We start from the raw sequence: 18,478 nt of genomic DNA, 5'->3' as shown, positions 1-18,478 counted from the left end.
CAGTAATGATCCTGATCATTTCCGGCAAGCCTTCCGGGCTGGATCACTATGTGGGACTGGTCACCCATCGGCGCAGGTCAAAGGGTAAGTGTTACAACAATTTCCAGGTATCGCTTAACTGGTCGGTTGTCCAATAAGGCGCAGCTACCGACCGGCTACCGCTTCTCGATCCGGGCGGGCGGCACCTGGACGGCAGACTTGTCGCGAAAGAGCGCTTCGAGAGCGTCGAGATCGGTTGGGCCGGGGACCTTGTCGGTGCCCTCGGTGAAGACCGTGAAGCCGTCGCCGCCACCGGCGAGGAAGCTGTTGGTGGCGATCCGATAGGTAGCGGCGGGGTTGAGCGGCTGTCCCGCGATCCGGACGCTGTCGCCGATCACCCTGCCGCCCTTGGGCGCCGAGTCGGCGTAGGCATAGGTGAGACCGGCGAGGGAGAGCACCGCGGGCTTGCTGGTGTTGTCCCACTGCTGCTCGAGCAGGCGCAGGATTTGCTGCCCGGTGAGCGTCAGGGTGACGACCTGATTGCCGAATGGTTGGACGGTGTAGATGTCGCCGTAGGTCACCGGCCCCGCCTTCAGATCGGCGCGGACGCCGCCCGGATTCATGAACGCCGCGACGGCACCGGCCGGTCCCGCGGTCGCCGAGAGCATCGAGTCCGCAATGACATTGCCCAGCGTCGAGGCACCCGAGGCGTCCGGCTCGCGCGGCAGTACGTCGGCGGCTGTGCCTACCACCCGTGCCGCGCGCGGGCGGGCCTGCTCGGCGTAGAAGTCGACCAGCGCGGTGGTGGCCGCGTCCGGTGTCACGTCCCTGGTCACCACCCGGTTCATGGCCGACGCCTGCACACCCTCGGGCGCGAAACGCAACGTGAGATCGGTGATCAGCCTGCCGAAGGAGGCCGCCTGGGTGACCACCTTGCCGTCGATCGTGCACACGTAGGACTGGTGGCTGTGCGCGGTGAACAGCGCCTGCACCATCGGGTCGACGCGCTTGGCCAGCCCGACGACATTCGGGGTGAGGTCGGCGCATCCGTTGTAGTCGAGCGGGGCGTCCTTCTCGGCACGCTGGCTGCCGCCGTCGTGCATGAGCGCCACGACGGTCTCGGCGCCCGCCGCCCGCATCTCCGGCACGTACTTGTTGATCGCCTCCACACCGTCGTCGAACCGATATCCCCGAATGCCCTCGGGGAAAACGAGATTCACGGTATCGGGGGTGACCGTGCCGACCACGCCGACCTTGTGCCCGCCGACCTGCACCATGGTCCACGGCGTCAGCGCGGGCGGCAGTTTGCCCTCGGCATCGGTGACGTTCGCGGCGAGGTAGGGAAACTTTGCCCCGGTGAACGGTTCGCCCGGCGAACATCCGTCCGGCGCGCAGCCGCCCTGCTGGAGCCGGGCCAATTCCAGGACGCCGTCGTCGAATTCGTGATTGCCGACCGAGGAGGCGGCGACGCCGATGTTGTTCATGAACGTGATGGTCGGCTCGTCGTGGAAGAGCCCGGACACCAGCGGGCTGGCCCCGATGTCGTCGCCCGCCGCGACCACCGCGCTGGCCGGGTAGGCCGCCTTCAGCCGCGCCAGATGTGTCGCCAGGTAGGCGGCCCCGCCCGCGTCGTAGCCGGCGATCTTCCCGGTGGAACCGGCCGGTGGCTGCAGGTTGCCGTGCAGGTCGTTGAACCCGAACAGGTGCACCTCGTCGGATTTCGCCGCGGGCAGATCGTTCGTCGAGACCAACGGGATCGCGCCCGGCGCGGCCGACGTCGTCGGCGCACTGCCTTTGTCGTCGGCGGTGCCGCATCCCGCGATCAGGACGACGCTCACGAACCCGGAGAAAACTGCGGCAAAGCGACGGCGCGCGTTCATGCTCCGACTGTCCCATGTGCGGCCGGTCGCTGCCACCGCACAGGCCTGCCCGCGCCGGTGTTCGCGCGGTGCTCTCGCTCAGTTCACCGGGTATTCCGATGGGCTGGCTAGGCACGAAGGCAGAACGAGGTCCCGCTGTGCAGACGATCGGAGTGAGGTCACCATGACGAGTTCGATGACGCGACGCGATGCGATGAAGGTGTTCGGAGTGGCCGGGGGTGTGCTGGCCGCCGGTGCCGGACTGCCGGTGGCCGCCGCGGCGCCGGGGGAGATCCGGGTACTGGCGATCAATATCTGGTTGGGCGGTACCAAGATCCCCAACGGGATAGGGCTGGTCGCCGATCTGATCATCGATACGCAGGCCTCGATCGTGCTGCTGTCCGAAGCGAACAAGGCGACGAACGCGATCGCGGCCGCGCTGGAGAAGAAGGGGCGCAAGTTCACCGCGGTGTCCTCCGGGGACACGGGCCTGCTCACGGAGTTCCCGGTCGAGGACAGCGCCGATCAGCGGTGGATGGTCAAGGCGCGGTTGAACATCGGCGGAAAGCGGGTGACCGCCTACGCCGCCCACCTCGAATACCGTTGGTACGCCACCTATCTGCCGCGCGGCTACGGTGCGGGCGTGCCCGCGCCGGGGGAGTACTCCGAGTTCGGCTGGAACAAGATGCCGGGCGGGCCGGTGACCGATCCGGTGGCGGTGCAGCGGGTCAACCTGGCCTCGGGCCGTCCCGACGTACTCAGCGCCTTCATCGATGATGCGAAAGCCGAAGCGGCAGCGGGTAGTTCGGTGCTCCTGGGCGGCGACTTCAATGAACCGTCCGTGCTGGACTGGACGCCCGCGACGGCGAATCTGTTCGACCACCACGGCGTGGTGCTGCCGTGGGAGAGCACGCGGCGCCTGCAACAGGCCGGTTTCGTGGACGCCTACCGCACGACCTACCCGAACCCGGTGACGCATCCCGGATTCACCTGGCCCGCCAGCAATCCGGACGCACCGGTCAACCAGCTCACCTGGACGCCCGAGGCCGACGAGCGGGACCGGATCGACTACATCTTCGCGGGCCCCGGCTCCGCGCTGAAGCTGACCGGCGCCGGAATCGTCGGCCCCCGCGGCTCGATCGTGCGCAACGCCCGCCAGGACGAGAACACGCAGGACAATTTCATCGCCTCGCCGCCGAAATGGGTGACCGACCACAAAGCCGTGCTGGCGACCTATCAGCTCGGCTGAGCGTCGTCCGGTCAGCGAAGTGTGTAGCCACCATCGGGGTAGAGGGTGGACCCGGTGGTGAAGGTGTTGGTGAACAGGTAGACGACCGAGTGCGCGATTTCGTCCTCGGTCGCGGGCCGGCCGAGCAGCGTTTCGCGGCGGTATTGATCGAATGCCGCCGCCCGGGCGAGGTCCGGCCGGTTCGACCACAGATGCCCGTCCACCGTGCCCGGCGAGATGACATTGACGCGGACCGGCGCGAGCTCGACGGCGAGCCCGCGACCCAGCCCTTCGATCGCGGCATTGCAGGCGACGTACGCGGGGGCGAGTCCGGCCGGACGGGCCGACGCGGCACCCGACATCAAGACCACCGATCCGTCCGCGGCGAGCTTGGGCGCGGCCAACCGGACCGCGTGATACTGGCCCCAGAACTTGGACTCGAACGGTGACGCCGCGTCCGCCGCGCTGAGCTCGCGCATCGGCCCGACCTGGTAGGACGCCGCCGTGGTTAACAGATGGTCGACGCGCTCGATGCCGTCGAAGAAGGCGGCGAGCGAGGCGGTATCGCCGGTGTCGACGGTCTGCCACCTGGCCGCGTCCCCGAGTTCGGCTGCCGCCGCGGTCAACCGGGCGGCGGTGCGCCCACCCAGGACGATTCGCCCGCCGGCCGCGACCACCCGGTGCGCGACCCGCAACCCAATGCCGGATCCGCCGCCGATCAGCACCACAGTCCGCCCGCGCAGATCCCCGGCATCGTTCGGTGCGCCGGAACCGTCGGCGGTGGTGTCGACCCTGACCTGCGACATACTGCTGCCTCCTTCGCGCACGCTGCTTACTCGACCATCGGCCGCAACCAGCCGGCGACCGGTCCTATTCCCGCACCGTCCCGGTGGGCACGGAGCGGGTCAGCGCACGAACTGGGCGACGGTGGCGGCTACGTCGGCGCGGAACGCGGCAGGGGAGAAGGTCTCGGCGTGGGCGCGGATAGCGGCCGGGCTATAGGAGGCGGGGGCGAAGTCGAGCATCGCCTTGGCCAGGTGGTCGACGACCGCAGCGTCGGGTCCGTGCCGGATGTGCTCGCCGGTCGTGCCGGGGACGACGGTGTCCAGCGCGCCGCCGTGCCCGACCGCGAGAATCGGTGTGCCACAAGCCATTGCCTCGACCGGGACGATGCCGAAGTCCTCCACACCGGGCATGAGCAGGGCGCGGCAACGACGATAGGTGTCGAGCAGCACGTCATGGGAGGTGGCGCCGAGGAAGGTCGTTTCCGGCCCGGCGAGCGTGTCGAGGTGGGCGCGGAACCGGCCGTCACCGAGGATGACGAGTCGGCAGCCCGCTCGCTGGGCGGCGCGGATGGCGAGGTCCGGGCGCTTGTACGGGACGAGCCTGCCCGCGAAGAGGAAGAAGTCCTCGCGCGAAATCGTCGGCTCGGGCGTGAAGCGGTCGATCTGGACCGGTGGATAGGTGACCGTCGCGGGCAGTCCCCACCAGTCGTTGACCCGGTCGGCGACGGCTCGGGAATTCGCGATGACGTGCGAAAGCCTAGGCGCAGCACGCAATTCGGACCGGCGAGCCAGCGAACCCAGCGCGGTGAGCGCGAGCTGACCCGCACGACCACCGGCCTCCTGCGCACGAAAATCCTTGTCCCAGGCCCACCGTGCCGGGCTGTGCACATAGGCGATCACCGGCGCGTCGGTGGCGAAGGCGGCTTGCGTGGCGAAGGCGTGATGGCTGACGACGACGGCGTCGTATCGGTCCCGGAGCGGGAGGCGGCGCAGGGCCCGCGGGACGAACGGCAGCAACGGTGCGTGCGAGCGGCCACCCGAGACGGCGTAGGCCCGGCTCAGCCAGGTGTCGTGCACCGTGGTGAGCGGGGCCCGCACGCCTGCGGGATCGACGATCGGCGCGAAAACGTCGGTCCCCGGCCAGGTTTCGGCGAGTGCGCCGACGACCGCCTCGGAGCCGCCGAACTCGGTGAACCGTTCGTGCACGATGGCGATGCGCGGCTGCGTCATGCGAGCTCGGACGAGATGCGCCGCGGCGCCGCGTGTCGGCGGATCGCGGGGGCGACGGCACGACCTTCGAGCAGGCCACCGACACCACCCTGCTCGATCGCCTTGCGATAGACGGCCGCCGCTTCCCGGCAGGCCGCGATCGTCTCGTCGATATCGGCGTCGGTGTGCGCGGCCGAGGTGACGAAGGACTGCCCGAGGACGCCGCGGTGCAGCAGCTCCTGCAGGAACAGGGTGCGGAATTCCTGGGAGGGCTGACCGTCCGGGTCGCGGGTGACGAAGATGAGGCAGGACGGGCGGCCGAGCACCTGGAGATACTCGGCGATGCCGAGATCGGCGGCGACGGCGTTGACACCGTCGGCGAGCCGGCGGCCCGCGCGCTCCATCCGCTCGATGGGGTCGCTGGTCCGATACTCGTGCACCACGGCACGGAACGCGGCCAGCGCACCGGTTTCCGGTCCGTGCGTAGTGGACAGCAGGAAGACCCGGTCCCGATCGGTGCGCAGGCCGCCGAGTTCCATGAACTCGCGCCGACCGGCCAGCGCGGACAGCGGAAACCCGTTGCCCATGGCCTTACCCCAGCAGGACAGGTCGGGTCGCACGCCGTACATCGCCTGCGCACCGCCCGCGGACCAGCGGAAGCCGGTGATCATCTCGTCGAACACGAGCAGTGCGCCGTAGCGGTCGCAGAGTGCCCGAACGCCGTCCAGGAAGCAGGGTTCCGGTTCGGCCAGCGCCGTGGCGGCCTCCAGGACGACCGCCGCGATCGCCCCGGAATCCAGCACGGCCGCCAGCGACGGCAGATCGTTGTAGCGGAATCGCACTGTGCCCGCGGAGGTTTCGGCGGGGATGCCGCTGTTCATCGCGGTGGTGCCGATGAACCAGTCGTCCACCGAGAAGAACGGTTGATCGCAGACGGCGATGGCGGTCCGGCCGGTGGCGGCTCTGGCCAGCCGGACTGCGGCAGTCGTCGCGTCGGAGCCGTTCTTGGCGAACTTCACCATGTCGGCGCCCGGCACCAGGCTCAGGAAATCCTGCGCGGCAAGCAGTTCCAGCTCGGTCGGCCGACTGAAGCTGACGCCGTCGGCAATGGCCCGGTGCACGGCGTCGAGGACCGGTGGAAAGCCGTGACCCAGGGTGACCGAACGCAAGCCCATGCCGTATTCGATATAACGGTTGCCGTCCGCGTCCCAGACCTGACTGCCCTTGCCGCGCACCAGGATCGGCGCCATGAGCTCGGGGTACTGGTCGGGACCTCTGGCATAAGTGTGCGCGCCACCCGGGATCAGCTCGTGCAGCCGGGCTTGGAGCTCGTTGCTGCGGGTGAAGCGGCGGGGTGCCGCCGGATCGTCGGAAATCGGCTCCATGGTCGGGCTCCTGGAGGGTCGGGTCGTGGTCACTGAGGGTCGGCCGGGCCCAGCGTCCGCCTGGCGGAGGGCGCGGGGGTCTCCGGCTCCGCGTCGGCGGCGGTGCCCATGGTGACGGCCCACAGGTCGTGGTCGCCGCGCCGGCCGGTGGCGCCGACGTAGCCGCGCATGCGCCCCTCGAGGGTCATGCCGACGCGCGCGGCGATATCGGCGGAGCGGGTGTCGTCCGGTTCGACGGCCGTCGAGACCCGGCACAGGCCGAGCGGGCCGAACGCGTGGGTGAGCAGCAGCCGGGTGGCGGCCGTCCGGATATCGTCGCCGTGCGCGGGATCGGTCCAGACGAACATCCGGGCATTGCGATCGAACATGTCGAGGTCGAACAACCTGGCCTCGCCGACATAGTCGCCCTTGACCTCGATCGCCAGTACGAGCCCGCGTGCGGATCGCAAACCTGGCCGCGCATACAGGAATTCGCGTAGCCACCGGAACCAGGTGTGCCTGCGGGCCCAGGTTTCGCCAGGTGTCGCCGCATCGGGATCGAGCACCGCACGACTGCGCAACCGAGTCGCGCGCCACCGGCCCCAGTCGGTCACGCGCCGGTTCCGGATGACCACCTCTTGCCTGCCGGGATCGGCGAGCCGGACCCGCCGTGGGGTGCGCAGCGGGTCGAGCAGATGCAGCACCCGGCCGGCGTAGTGGCGCGAGGTCGCCGCGAGCACGGTGATTCTCGGCAACGGTGCCTCGGTCGCCTCGCCGGCCGCGGTGGGCGGCGGCGAGGTGGGGTGGGCGTCGTAACGGTCGATCCAGTGCTGCACGATGCCCCTGGGCGGAACATCGGCCTTGGTGAGCCCCCAAAGCTCGTGGTCGCGGCGTGCACCACCGACGTCGAAGTACCGGCCCATCAAAGCTTCTCGCCGGAACCCGAGCCCGGCGGCGCCCCGCGCGGCGGCGACATTGGCCGGTGAGATCGGCGCGGTGATCCGCTGCAGGCCGAGGTGTTCGACGCCGTAGTCCATCAGCATCGCCGCCGCCATGCCGCCGATCCCGTGCCTGGCGACCTCGGCGTCGACCCAGATGCCCAGCTCGGCCGAGGCGGCGGCGTCGTCGATAGAGCCGAGCTCGACCTGCCCGGCGAACCGGCCGTCGACCTCGATCACCGACGCCAGTCTGCGACCGGTCCGTGCTTCCGCGCGGCTGGTCAAACACTCACGTACCCAATGGGTTCCGCAATGTCGGGCCGCCCAGTCCAGGGTCGAGCTGTACCAGAACGGCTCGATGTAGTGCCGGTCCCGCAGTCGGATGCGCCGCCAGTGCGGGTAGTCCGCGATGCGCGGCGGCCGGACCACGACACTGTTTCCGTGCAGCAGGACCGGACCGAGAGTGATGTGCGCCAGCGATCTGGGAGTTGTCGTCATGGCGGCTACTCGCGCGGTCGCGTTTTGCCCAGCGACATCGTCTTCAGCACGCCCTCGGTGGAGACGGACAGCCGCCAGTATGTGCCGGTAGCGTCTTTGAGCACGATGCCGCCTTCGGTCTGCTCGGAAAGCCAAGTCCCGCTGGCCAATACGGCCGAGCGCAGCGCACCGTCGGGCGATTGCGCCTGGAAGACGTCGGCATCACCGCGTCCGGCCTTGGCGACGATGGTCCCGGTGAACGACGGTGCGTGCGTGCTGGTGCGGCCGAGCACATGCCATCGTGGCGGAAATAGTGTCGGGTTGAGATCCTCTGCGGCCGTGGAGATCAGGTTCACCGCGGTCCCTTCGGGGCAGCCGGCCGGGTCGATCCGCAATTCGATGGGCGGCTGGTCCAGGTCCCGGTCGAATTGGACGTTCGCGAGATAGGGCTGGCGGCAGTAGATCAGGTCGACGGCGACGGTGCGCGCGGCGACCTTGCAGTTGGTCATGCCGAACTGCGCGGGCCCGCCGCGATCGGCCCGGCCGATGGACAACGCGATGTCGGCGCCCTCGAACCAGACGTTGGTGAGCCACCAGTCGTTGGCCGCACCGTCGACGAGGATGTGCTTGTCGGTGGTACGCGGGTCGGCGTCGGAGACGAATTCGACGTTGGTGAGCGCCAATCCGGCGTTGTGGTCGTTGCCGGTGCCGAGCACGCCGATGAAGTTGCTGGTGAGCTTGGAGGAGGTCACATAGTTCTGGATGCAGGAGGTGACGATGCCGTAGCCGAAATTGTTGATGTCGCAGTTCAAAAATGCGGTGCCGCCGGTATTGCCCTCCAGCACCACCCCGCGCTGCCCGAGATAGCGCGGATGGTTCTCGGCGATGTGGTTGCCGCGGATCACCACCGAGTCGAACGAGCAGCGGAAGCACTCCGACAGCAGCACGGCGGTGGCCTTCGGCCCGGTCAGGTAGAAGCCGAGCCGCGCGAACCGCACCCGGCTGCGCTTGCGTAGCGCGACGAGGGTGGTGTCGGTTTCGCAGACCACGATGGTGATGTCGGCGCCGTCGCCGAGAATCGTGGCGTAATCGCCGAGTTCGGGCCACGCCGTCACCCGGTAGTGGCCCGCGGGTAGGTACATCACCAGCGGAACGTCGCGCACCGCGGCCGCCGCGGCGATCGCGGCCGTGTCGTCGGCGACGCCGTCACCGACCGCGCCGAAGTCGCGAACATTGCGTGCCGCCGGTGCGTCGGTGACGTGTGGGGAACGGAACTCGACGTGCGGAGTTCCGGAGGTGCTGGAGCCGGTGCTACAGGCCGCGAGCATCGGGGCGGCACCCGCCGCGCCGAGCGCCGCGGCGAGCATGCGCCGTCGGCCGACCGCATCGTCGTTCATCGCCGCAGCCTCCCGCTGAGTCGCTGCAGCCGGTTGCCCGGCTTGCTGTACGCTACCGCGCCGGTGAGCTTGTTGTCGCCGAATGTGGCCAGCGCACCGCGCAATTCCGGCGCGCTGGTCTGGCCGAGCAGCACGACCGCGATGGCGTGATCGCAGAGCGGGGCCACGGCGATGGCGTCGGCGGCGTGCGCGACGGGTGCGGCCTGCACCACGACATGGTCGTAGTCGGTGGTCAGTTTCGCGACGACGGCCGCGAACCGGTCCGAGGCGAGCAGATCAGGTGTCCGCTCGTCGGCCGCGCCGAGCGGCAGCACGGTCAGGCCGGTCTCCGGCCAGGCGGTCAGTGCCTCCGAAATCGGCGCGGCGCCCTGCAACACCGTTGCCAGCCCGACGCTCGGCTGCTCGGCCAAGGCGCGGGAACTGCCCTGGCCCGAGGTGTCGGCGTCGATCAGCACCACCTTGCTGCCGGTATCGGCGAACGACTTCGCCAGTGCCACCGCTACTTCCGGCTCGGACCGCGACGAAAAGCTGGTCAGCAGCATGCTCCGGCTCTCGCCCTCACGGAGCAGCCGGGTGCGTAGCCGCCGTGTCTCGTCGGGTGCGCCGGGCCGATCCGCGTCGATGATGCCCAGGATCGGTACCGGCAGCACGGCCGCCAGATCGTTGGAGGTGCGCAGGGTGCGGTCGGTGCGATCGCGAACGAAGGCGGCCGCGCAGCCGAGCGCGATCCCGGCCAGCAGGCCGAGTGCCAGGATGCGGATCGACTGCGGTCCGCTCGGTGCGGCGGGCACCTCGGCGCGGTCGACCACGGTGACCCGTGCGGCCGGCGCCGCGTCGCGCTCGATGGTCTCCAATTCGTCTACCAGGCGCCGGAATTGGGAAACCACCGAGTTGGCCAGGTCGCGCGCGCCCTCGGCGGACGAGGACTGGACGGTGAGGATGATGTTCGTCGTCGCGGGCGGCGAGAACGCCTTGATGTTGCCCTGCACCTCGCTGACCGACATCTTCAGGCCCAGGTCGTCGATGACGCGTTTGGCGACGGTGGCGCTGGTGGCCAGGTCCAGATACGAGCGGACCCGCTGCTGGGCGGCCAGTCCGCCCTGGTAGGAGTCGTTGACCGAGGTGCCGGTGGCCATCGATACGTACATGCTGCTGGTGGCGACATAGGTGGTCGGGACGGTGCTGAGGTATCCGGCCGACGCGCCGAAGCACAGCACCATCACCGCGACGATGATGACCCAGCGTCGGCGCGCGATATGCCAATAATCGATCAATCCCATGGGGATTCTCTCTTTTCGGTAGTGACAGCCCCGACGACAACAGGTTCCGCGGCAGGTGGTGGCCCCGCGGAGGGTGGATCAGTCTGTGTGCGCCTGCGGTACTCGCGGACGACCAGTGAGATGAGCCAGGCGAGCACGGCGGCTTGCAGGAATTTGCCGAGATTCTCCATGCTGCCGAGAATCCCGCGTTCGAACAGCGCGGAGGAGCCGGTCATCGCGAGCCCGAGCACCACGATCGGGAACACGCGCGAATACAGCGCTCTGGCCCAGGCGAGCAGCAGCAGGAAGGTGAAGACGGCACAGATGACCACGCCCGGGTAGCCGCCCAGCACATAGCCTTCGTTGAGGTTGCCCTCGGCCAGCGACACCGACACCCTGGTCATGTCGACGGACGCGCCGCGCACATCCTGCGCCCACGCGGTGCCGGACTGGAACTTGGCCGTGCCGAGCAGCTGGCTGGGGACCAGGCTGGCCGCGGCATGCCGGAGCGTCTCGACGGGCGACAGCCACAGGCCCGGCTGGTGGAAGTAGGCGTCGGTCGCGGCCTCGAGCAGATCGAACCGTCGCAGAATGCTCAGGAAGGGCTGCACGACCGGCGGGTAGCTCGAATCGACCAGCGCTGCTTCGGCTTTCGCGTACTCGGTCTGCTTCAGCGACTGCAACCAGCCGAACCCGCCGACGCCGAGCACCGCGATGGCGCCGACCGAGATCGCCTTGGTCTTGGTCCACCCGAGGATCGCGAAACGGATGGCGATGGCAAGTGCGGCACCGATGATGGGCGTCTTCGACTCGACAACGGCGGTCCAGGCCAGCTCGCCCATGAGCAATCCGCCGATGATCAGGGCGGTCAGCTGCGGGCGGGCGGGCCGGACGAAGATGATCAGCCCGAGGGCGGAGATGGTGGCCAGGATGGCGACGAAGGACAGGATCGGATTGGCGCTGCCGATCTCGCCCGCGCCGCCGACCGAACCGGAGGCGACGGAGGCGGCCCGGCCGAACAGTCCGACGCCGTAGGTGGCCACCAGGGTCGGCACGAAATTCGGATCGCCGGTCAGCGCGGGCAGCTTGACCGGTGGGTGCCGCCGAGCCCAGAACGCATAGGCGACAACGAGTCCCGCGTAGACCCAGAGGCCGAAGGCAACGTGCTCCAGCACCAGCGCGATGCCGCGGTCGTAGCCGAACTGGGCCAGCCGCGGGTCCGCCACATTGTCACCGAAGTGCGGTTCGGGCTGCACCCACAGCAGCACGAGCGGGCGCGCCAGATAGGACAGTGACCAGAACGCCGCCTGCGCGATGAGGAACACCCGCGCGACGCCGGGAATCGTGCTGGCCGCCACCACGATCGTGGCCAGCGCGAGCGCGATAAGCAGGACCTCAGTGGTGGCCGTCATGAGCCGTCACTGACCCCACGCACGATCTCGCGCGCCCGGTCGACGTAGCGGTGCTCGCTCGCGACGATGCGCTGGTATCCGGCCTCGGCCACCGCGGCCGCCTTGTCGGGATGCGCGGCGCACCAGTCCAGGATGGCGGTCAGCTCGTCGGCCGCGCTGAACAGGAAGCACTCGCTGGTGTCCTGGAGTAGTTCGGCGTGCTCGTCGGTGCGTTCGCCGACGAAAAGCCCACCGGCGGCGGGCACTTCGAAGGTGCGGCAGGTGTGCGTATCGCGGTTGTCGGAGTTGAGCAGGACCAGGTTGGCGGTGACGCTGGCGACCACCTCCGAGTAGCGTTCGCCGTACACGGCGCCGCCGACTTCGGCGCCGGTGGCGCGCAATTCGGGCACCCGGCGCCAGCCCGGCCCGCGCACCAGCATGCGGGGGCCGTGGGTGCGGGCGAGCCCGACCAGATCGGCGCGGCGGTCCGGGCGGCACACGCCGATGAAGCCGACGAGGAACTGCCGGGTGCCGCGCCGCGCGGTGGGGTGGTGCCAGGCCGGGTCGTAGGCGCTGCGCACGAAGGTGACGGCGCGGGCGCCGCGGTCGCGCAGTTCGGCGACATTGTGGCGCTTGGTGGTGACGATGTGGTCCCAGTCGGCCTCGTGCGCAAGGTATTCCGCGCTGACATTCTCGGGGTTCGCGACGTCGTCGGGGCTGTAGTGCACGTGCAGCCGCGCGGGGACGTCCAACAGCCTGCGCTGGTCGAGGTGAATGCTCTTGAACGCGAACAACATGTCCGGCCGGAACGCGGCCGCGGCCCGGTCGATGTCGGCGTGCAACCCGGCCACGTTCCACGGCGCGCGCTTGCGGGCCAGCTTCGAATACACCCAGGGCGGCGAGAGCCTGGCCGGCAGGGTGACCCGGGTCGTGTCGATGACCACCACGTCGTGCCCGGCCTGTCGGAAGCCGTCGGCCAGTGAGTGGGCATTGCTGCCGACCCAGTCGTCGCCAAGATAGAGAATTCTCATGTCCCGCCGTCCTCCCGCATCAGCACAATCGCGGGATCCGGAGCGGGTGTTACCCGCTCACGGCGGATGAGTGTGCGGATCCTGAGCAGATACCAAGCGGCGACGGTGAATTCGACGATCACGGTGCCGTAGACCAACGTCCACACCGAGTGGGTGCGGAACGCGATGGCCAGTGCCGTGGCCGCCACGCAGGTGCCGAGCACCGCCCCGATCAGTACGCCGGTGGTGTCCTGGCGCACCGGGAGCACGGCGGTGGTGACGAACGAGGTGATCGCCGTCGCGGGCAGCACGAACGTCTCCACCCGCAGCAGGTCGATCGCGGCGGTGAAGTCCTTGCCGAACACCAGATGGATCAGCATCGGCGCGGCCAGCCATACCGCGGCGGCCGCCACCGTCGCGGTACAGACACAGGCGGCCAGCGCCTGGAGTGCGTGCCGCCAGAAGTTGTCGTCGGCGCTCTTGCGCGCCATCCGCGGTAGCAGGGCGAAACCGATGGGATCCAGGGTGGATTGGATGGCGCGGACCAACCGGTCACCCGCCGAGTAGAGACCGAGCGAGACGGCGTCCAGCACGCCCGAGTACACCGCCGCCGCACCCTGCCCATAGGTGGTCACCAAGAGACGGGAAGTGAAAACCGGTGCGCCGGTATGCAACACGGTCCGCACGTCGCGCGGTCGCGACGGCAGCCCGAAGGTGCGCAACGAATCCCACCAGGTAAGCAGCACGGTCGGAATAGACGAGACGAGCAGGCACAGCACCGCGACCTGGGCATTGGGCACGCGGGGGAGCACCGCAACGAGCAGCACGAGGTACCCGATGCGGCCGACGGCCTGATAGGCGGTGGAGGCGCCGAAGCGCCCCTGGCCGATGAGCAGCCAGTCTTCCGACACCGACCAGAAGCCGCCCGCGAACAGCCCGAGCAGGATCATCTCCAGGTGAACCGGTGCGCCGAGCGCGTAGCTGAGCAGCAGTGCGGCGCCGAGGACGCCGAGGGTGCTCGTGCGGATGGCCAGGTAGTCGCCGCGCAGCTGGTTGATGCGCGCGAGCCGGTCGTCGCCGAGGCCCGCGTCGTGCACCCGCGCGGCCAGGTACGAGGTGATGCCGAGATCGACCAGCAGCGAGCCGATGAAATAGGCCGACATGCCGATCGCGAGCAGGCCGAGGCCGTGCGCGCCGAGCACGCGGGCGATCAGCGGCACGGTCACGATGGTGACGACGTACTGCCCGTACTTGCCGAAGCTGACATAGCCGATGTCGCGAACGATCCCGAGAAAGCCGTGGCGGCGCTTGATATTCAGGCGGTGTGCTCCGGATGGAGCGGGTGAACGGTCCGGGTTGTCCTGGTCCGCGTGTTCAGCCATGCGGGGCTCTCTCTGCTGAATGGGGGGTGCCCGCCGCGCCGTTGCGTTGTGCGATGTCGAAGAGGAAGGTGGCGACCGTACGCGCCGTTTCGGTGATGTCGAAGTCCGTGGCGCGCGTGCGGGCCGCCGTGGCCAGCGCGGTGCGCAGTGCCGGGTCGCCGATGAGGGTGTCGAGTGCGGTGGTGAGTTGCCGTTCGTCGCCGCCCGGTACGAGTAGCCCGTCGACGCCGGGCTGGACGATCTCGGCGGGACCACCCGGCGTGCTGGCGATGACGGCGCAGCCCGCGTGCATGCCCTCGACCACCACCTGGCCGAACGGCTCGGGAAGGACCGAGCTGTGCACCAGGATGTCGGTGTCGCGCAGGTATTCGGCCGGGTCGTCGACGTGGCCGGTGAAAGTTACCGGCAACTGGAGATCGCGGGCGAGACGTTCGAGTTCGGCGCGGTACGGCTCCTCGTCGAAGAAGGTACCACCGATCAGAAACACTTGGCGCGGGCGGACTTTCGTGGCGGCGAGGGCGCGGAGCAGCACGTCCTGGCCCTTCCATGGTGACAACCGGCCCACCACGGCGACCACGGTGTCGGCGGGCGGACGCTGATCCCGACGGGGGAGATCGGGGCCGAGTTCGACCCCCGGATAGGCCACCAGTGCGGGCCTGCGGCCGACCGGCAGGGTGGCCAGCGTGGTGCGGCTGTTGGCGAGATAGCCACGGCTGAACAGCCGCCCGAGCAGCCGCAGCACCAGGGTGGGCAGCCGCCCGAAGTAGTCGCGGGCGAGCCGATCGTGCACCTGCCAGACCAGCGGAACGCGGGCGCGCCGCGCGGCCACCGCACCCATCACCAGCGCCTTGCTGCTCTCCGCCACCACCACGTGCGCGCCGAGCTCCCTGGCGGTCGCGCCGAGCGACCAGCCGAGCCGCAGCAGACCGGCGAATCCGGCAATCAGACGGAGCGGGCCGGAACCGATGGTCATCGCCCGGCTGTCGAATCGGCCACGCAGCACGCGGGTTTCGATCCCGCGTGCGCGCATCCGTTCGACCATGGGGCCGTCCTCTGTGTAGACCATGGCGACGCCGAGCCGCCCCTGGTCGCGCAGGGCCGAGATCAGTCGCAAGGTGGCGAGCTCGGCGCCGGACGGCGCCGCGGTGTGGGCCACGAACAGTGCCGTGGTCATTGCCTGATTGCCCGGTACATCGCGAGATGCCGCTCGGCTGTGACATCCCAGGAGAAGGTCTCCGCGTGAGCCCGGCATTGTGCGGGGGTGGGCACGGTGCCGTGCAATCCGGCGACCAGGCGCGCCCCGAGCGCGTCGGCGGCACCGGCGGGCACGACGAGCGACGGATCGAGCCCGCGCACCGAATCCGGTAGTCCGCCACAGTCGGTGACGATCGGCGCGCGCCCCGCCGCCAGCGATTCGAGCGCGATCAGGCCGAAGCCTTCCAACGCGGTGGTGGGCACCACGGTCAGCTGCGCCTGTTCGTAGAGCTCGGTGAGGCGCTGATCGTCGACGTGTCCGGCGAACTCGACGGTGTCACCGAGTGGTGTTGCGGCGGCGCGCAATTCGGTCTCGGCCGTGCCGGTGCCGACGATTACCAGTCGCGCCGTCGGATGTTCATCGAGCACATCGGGCCAGGCGCGCAGCAGGGTGTCGATCCCCATCCGGCGTTCGAGCCTGCGCACGCACAGTACGGTCGGCGTCTCGGGCCGGATAGGGGAGGCGTGGAACCGTTTCAGATCTACACCGGGCGGGATGACCGCGATACGGTCCAGGGAAACCCGGTAGTCGGTATGTAGTATCTCACGAAAGTGGTTGGACAGCACCACGAATCGGTCGGCGCCGAGGTAGCGGAGGCGTTCGATCACATACTTCGCGCGCGCCGCCGTCGCGCTCTGCCCGGTGAGTCGGCTCTCCGCCGCCCACGGCCCATGGAAATGGACGACCAGCGGCAGCCGTCCGTGCCGGGCGACGGCAGCCGGCCCGTAGAGGCAGAAGTGCCGGTCGAGCACCGTGCCGGGGTGCAGGCGGTCGCGATCGAGGAAGGCGGTGCGGGCCCGGCGCACCGTGGAACCGCCCAGCTCGCCCCATGATCGGGCACCGGAGGCGGGCGCGCCGAAAGCCGCGGCGGACACCTCCGCACCGGGCTGCCTGGCGAGCGCGTGGAACAGCTCGGTGAAGTACCGGTTGAGCCCACCCGGCGCCGACGCGAACCACTCGGATCCTGTCATGTGCACCCGGACGATCTCGGTACTTCCCGTCACCCATGCCCCCTACTGGCGGTGATGGCGGACGAGTCGCTGTCGGTGAACCCGTCTCTCCCGCAAAAGTCTAGGGGACCGAGGCTTTTCTGGCGGGCAGTCGGCGAGCAACCGAGAATTCAACCGAGATCGAACAGATTCGGCTGCCCTGCGCGGTAGCGAGCGGCGTCCATCTGACGCAGCGGTTCGAACGCCGGAATCGAGTCGCGGGTGAACAGCGTGGCCCGCTGCGCGGTGGATCCCGCGGCGTCGAGCAGCGCGTTCACCGCGGCGCGGCCCGCCTCGTTGGCGCCCTCCATGGTCGCCAGGTCGAAATTGGTCCGCACATAGTCGGCGGCGAGGAACAGGTTCGGGATCTTCGTGTACGCGTTGGGCCGTGCCGCCCAGGAGCCGATCGTGTTGACCAGCAACGGTTCATCGTTGTGGTTCCGGCCGTCCTGCCAGCTGATGCCTGGATCGAGCAGCCAGTCCCGGACGATACCGTCCTTCAACTGAACTCGGCCGTCGTCGTTGAGCGCGGCGGTGAGCTGTGCCCAGGTCTCCTGGTAAATCTCTTCGCGGGTGCAATGTTTGGCGGTTTTGCCGAACAGAATGCCCGGGGTATCCCAGTCGGCGATGTCGATGGTGAGGCCGTCGAGGACGGTGCCGTCGCCGTACTTCGCGGCGTAGTCGACTTCCCAGAACGCACGCTGGGAGTACGAGGTCAGGCGCCACGGCGCGTCGAGGTAGATGTTGTATCCCGCGCCGAGTTCCAGCTTTTCGCTGACGAACATCTGTAAGCCGGTCATCCAGTCGAGGGTGAGCTCGTCCATCCGCGCGAGATCCGGGTCCAGGCCACGGATTTCGGGCGACCACAGTCGCCGCGCGCGATCCGTCGGTACCGCGCAGACGTACCAGTCGGCACTGTGTAGTCGAGTTGTGCCGTCCGGCATGCGGATTCGCGCGCCGGCGAGCTGGTCGCCGGCCACCTCGAAGCCGTCGAGCGCATGGCCGGGCCGGAACTCGACGCCCATGTCGCGCAGCAGCGTGATCCACGGATCCAGCCAGGCCTCGTTGGTCGGGCCGTTGAGCACCTCGTACACCTTGGGGCCGCCGGTGAGCTCCTGGAGCAGGGCGATGAAGAAGCCCTCCATCATGTTGCCCATCGTCCTGGTGCTGGCGACGTACTCCTTCGCGGCGACCAGCGCGCGCGTCAATCCCGTTGCGGCGAGGGCCTGGAACTGGGCCGACCGGGTCCCGGCGTCGACGAAATCCCACCAGCTCACGTGCTCCCACTGGCCGAACCTGCGCTCCTCGCTGGAGGTCAGGTAGGTGACGACCCGGCCTGCCATGTGGATGGCTTCGGGGAGCGGGATGAGGTTGTTCTTCAGGAAGACTTCGACCAGTATGCGCTGCAAGCCATCCGGCGTGAGCGCCTGCCGTGGATCGAAGTAGAAGCCGAACATGAGCGGGAAGCCGTCCGGCAGATTTCCGGCGCGCGGGTAGCGCGGGTCGTTGACCGAGAACGGAACCAGGTTGTCGTGCACCGTGTTCCGCGTGCCCGGCAGCGGAATACGGCGCATCGTGTCGTGCACGTGGTGATAGAACGAGGTGAAGCCACGGGCGCCGTGCTCACCCGGTAGCGGGGCGCGTCCGCCGCCGCCGGTGCCGGGCAGCGGGATGGTGCGTGACTTGCCGCCCAGCTCCTTGCGGTCGAACACCGTCACCTGGAAGCCGCGCTCGGCGAGCTCGTGCGCGGCGGTGAGTCCGCCGATGCCCGCGCCCAAGACCGCGACCGTATTGCGCGGCGGACCGTTTCGCCTGCGTGCCCCCTGTGCCGCCGCCGGACCCGCCGTCGCCGCCAAGCCGGCCGCGCCTGCCAGACCCGCCGCGCCACGCAGTACCGATCGCCTGCTGACCGCGCTGTCCCGATAGTGAGCTGTCACTGCACGACCCCGTTCGCAT

14 protein-coding genes are annotated in these 18,478 nt (G+C 69.1%); 1 reads left to right on the top strand and 13 read right to left on the bottom strand.

What is annotated here, in order from left to right; all coding sequences use genetic code 11:
• Positions 1-155: 155 nt before the first annotated feature.
• Positions 156-1,859 carry a bifunctional UDP-sugar hydrolase/5'-nucleotidase gene (locus IBX18_RS11435; protein WP_194833645.1) on the bottom strand — a complete coding sequence of 568 codons (1,704 nt, stop codon included), beginning with the start codon at positions 1,857-1,859 and terminating at the stop codon, positions 156-158.
• Between the two features lie 175 nt (positions 1,860-2,034).
• Here IBX18_RS11435 and IBX18_RS11430 point away from each other — a divergent pair, with 175 nt between their 5' ends.
• The gene (locus IBX18_RS11430; protein WP_228540649.1) at positions 2,035-3,087 is read left to right on the top strand and encodes an endonuclease/exonuclease/phosphatase family protein; all 1,053 of its coding nucleotides are present in this window, start codon (positions 2,035-2,037) and stop codon (positions 3,085-3,087) included.
• 11 nt (positions 3,088-3,098) lie between these two features.
• On the opposite strand, the gene IBX18_RS11425 is transcribed toward IBX18_RS11430, so the two are convergent.
• From IBX18_RS11425 to IBX18_RS11370, 12 genes are all read right to left on the bottom strand, one after another.
• Positions 3,099-3,872 carry an SDR family oxidoreductase gene (locus IBX18_RS11425; protein WP_194833643.1) on the bottom strand — a complete coding sequence of 258 codons (774 nt, stop codon included), beginning with the start codon at positions 3,870-3,872 and terminating at the stop codon, positions 3,099-3,101.
• A gap of 99 nt (positions 3,873-3,971) precedes the next feature.
• Positions 3,972-5,081 (bottom strand): glycosyltransferase, encoded by a 1,110-nt coding sequence (locus tag IBX18_RS11420; protein WP_194833642.1) that lies wholly within the window; start codon positions 5,079-5,081, stop codon positions 3,972-3,974.
• On the bottom strand, positions 5,078-6,445 hold the full coding sequence (locus IBX18_RS11415; protein WP_194833641.1) for a glutamate-1-semialdehyde 2,1-aminomutase: 1,368 nt from the start codon (positions 6,443-6,445) through the stop codon (positions 5,078-5,080). Before IBX18_RS11415 ends, IBX18_RS11420 begins: the two co-directional genes overlap by 4 nt.
• A gap of 29 nt (positions 6,446-6,474) precedes the next feature.
• The gene (locus IBX18_RS11410) at positions 6,475-7,860 is read right to left on the bottom strand and encodes a GNAT family N-acetyltransferase (protein ID WP_194833640.1); all 1,386 of its coding nucleotides are present in this window, start codon (positions 7,858-7,860) and stop codon (positions 6,475-6,477) included.
• 5 nt (positions 7,861-7,865) lie between these two features.
• Positions 7,866-9,236, bottom strand: coding sequence for a glycosyl hydrolase family 28-related protein (locus tag IBX18_RS11405; RefSeq protein ID WP_194833639.1), 1,371 nt, complete (start codon positions 9,234-9,236; stop codon positions 7,866-7,868).
• The gene (locus tag IBX18_RS11400; RefSeq protein ID WP_194833638.1) at positions 9,233-10,516 is read right to left on the bottom strand and encodes a GNVR domain-containing protein; all 1,284 of its coding nucleotides are present in this window, start codon (positions 10,514-10,516) and stop codon (positions 9,233-9,235) included. The genes IBX18_RS11405 and IBX18_RS11400 overlap by 4 nt, the downstream gene beginning before the upstream one ends.
• Positions 10,507-11,907: a hypothetical protein gene (locus tag IBX18_RS11395; RefSeq protein ID WP_194833637.1), complete on the bottom strand. Its 1,401-nt coding sequence runs from the start codon at positions 11,905-11,907 to the stop codon at positions 10,507-10,509. Before IBX18_RS11395 ends, IBX18_RS11400 begins: the two co-directional genes overlap by 10 nt.
• Positions 11,904-12,917, bottom strand: coding sequence for a glycosyltransferase (locus IBX18_RS11390; protein ID WP_194833636.1), 1,014 nt, complete (start codon positions 12,915-12,917; stop codon positions 11,904-11,906). The genes IBX18_RS11395 and IBX18_RS11390 overlap by 4 nt, the downstream gene beginning before the upstream one ends.
• Positions 12,914-14,278, bottom strand: a complete 1,365-nt coding sequence (locus IBX18_RS11385; RefSeq protein ID WP_194833635.1) for a lipopolysaccharide biosynthesis protein — start codon at positions 14,276-14,278, stop codon at positions 12,914-12,916. The genes IBX18_RS11390 and IBX18_RS11385 overlap by 4 nt, the downstream gene beginning before the upstream one ends.
• Positions 14,271-15,452 carry a glycosyltransferase gene (locus IBX18_RS11380; RefSeq protein WP_194833634.1) on the bottom strand — a complete coding sequence of 394 codons (1,182 nt, stop codon included), beginning with the start codon at positions 15,450-15,452 and terminating at the stop codon, positions 14,271-14,273. The genes IBX18_RS11385 and IBX18_RS11380 overlap by 8 nt, the downstream gene beginning before the upstream one ends.
• Positions 15,449-16,504, bottom strand: a complete 1,056-nt coding sequence (locus IBX18_RS11375; protein ID WP_194833770.1) for a glycosyltransferase family 4 protein — start codon at positions 16,502-16,504, stop codon at positions 15,449-15,451. The genes IBX18_RS11380 and IBX18_RS11375 overlap by 4 nt, the downstream gene beginning before the upstream one ends.
• Positions 16,505-16,653: 149 nt before the next feature.
• Positions 16,654-18,459: an FAD-dependent oxidoreductase gene (locus tag IBX18_RS11370; protein ID WP_306796229.1), complete on the bottom strand. Its 1,806-nt coding sequence runs from the start codon at positions 18,457-18,459 to the stop codon at positions 16,654-16,656.
• Positions 18,460-18,478: the final 19 nt, after the last annotated feature.

Origin of the sequence: Nocardia sp. XZ_19_369 (genome assembly GCF_015355715.1) — a bacterium.
Lineage (GTDB): Bacteria > Actinomycetota > Actinomycetes > Mycobacteriales > Mycobacteriaceae > Nocardia.
Note: the sequence above shows the minus strand (reverse complement) of the source record. Positions and strands in the feature narration are given on the sequence as shown.

What these genes read in the sequence shown, in the direction of transcription:
- IBX18_RS11435 (WP_194833645.1), bottom strand. Translation starts at nt 1,859, where the DNA reads ATGAACGCGCGCCGTCGCTTTGCCGCAGTTTTCTCCGGGTTCGTGAGC.
- IBX18_RS11430 (WP_228540649.1), top strand. Translation starts at nt 2,035, where the DNA reads ATGACGCGACGCGATGCGATGAAGGTGTTCGGAGTGGCCGGGGGTGTG.
- IBX18_RS11425 (WP_194833643.1), bottom strand. Translation starts at nt 3,872, where the DNA reads ATGTCGCAGGTCAGGGTCGACACCACCGCCGACGGTTCCGGCGCACCG.
- IBX18_RS11420 (WP_194833642.1), bottom strand. Translation starts at nt 5,081, where the DNA reads ATGACGCAGCCGCGCATCGCCATCGTGCACGAACGGTTCACCGAGTTC.
- IBX18_RS11415 (WP_194833641.1), bottom strand. Translation starts at nt 6,445, where the DNA reads ATGGAGCCGATTTCCGACGATCCGGCGGCACCCCGCCGCTTCACCCGC.
- IBX18_RS11410 (WP_194833640.1), bottom strand. Translation starts at nt 7,860, where the DNA reads ATGACGACAACTCCCAGATCGCTGGCGCACATCACTCTCGGTCCGGTC.
- IBX18_RS11405 (WP_194833639.1), bottom strand. Translation starts at nt 9,236, where the DNA reads ATGAACGACGATGCGGTCGGCCGACGGCGCATGCTCGCCGCGGCGCTC.
- IBX18_RS11400 (WP_194833638.1), bottom strand. Translation starts at nt 10,516, where the DNA reads ATGGGATTGATCGATTATTGGCATATCGCGCGCCGACGCTGGGTCATC.
- IBX18_RS11395 (WP_194833637.1), bottom strand. Translation starts at nt 11,907, where the DNA reads ATGACGGCCACCACTGAGGTCCTGCTTATCGCGCTCGCGCTGGCCACG.
- IBX18_RS11390 (WP_194833636.1), bottom strand. Translation starts at nt 12,917, where the DNA reads ATGAGAATTCTCTATCTTGGCGACGACTGGGTCGGCAGCAATGCCCAC.
- IBX18_RS11385 (WP_194833635.1), bottom strand. Translation starts at nt 14,278, where the DNA reads ATGGCTGAACACGCGGACCAGGACAACCCGGACCGTTCACCCGCTCCA.
- IBX18_RS11380 (WP_194833634.1), bottom strand. Translation starts at nt 15,452, where the DNA reads ATGACCACGGCACTGTTCGTGGCCCACACCGCGGCGCCGTCCGGCGCC.
- IBX18_RS11375 (WP_194833770.1), bottom strand. Translation starts at nt 16,504, where the DNA reads ATGACAGGATCCGAGTGGTTCGCGTCGGCGCCGGGTGGGCTCAACCGG.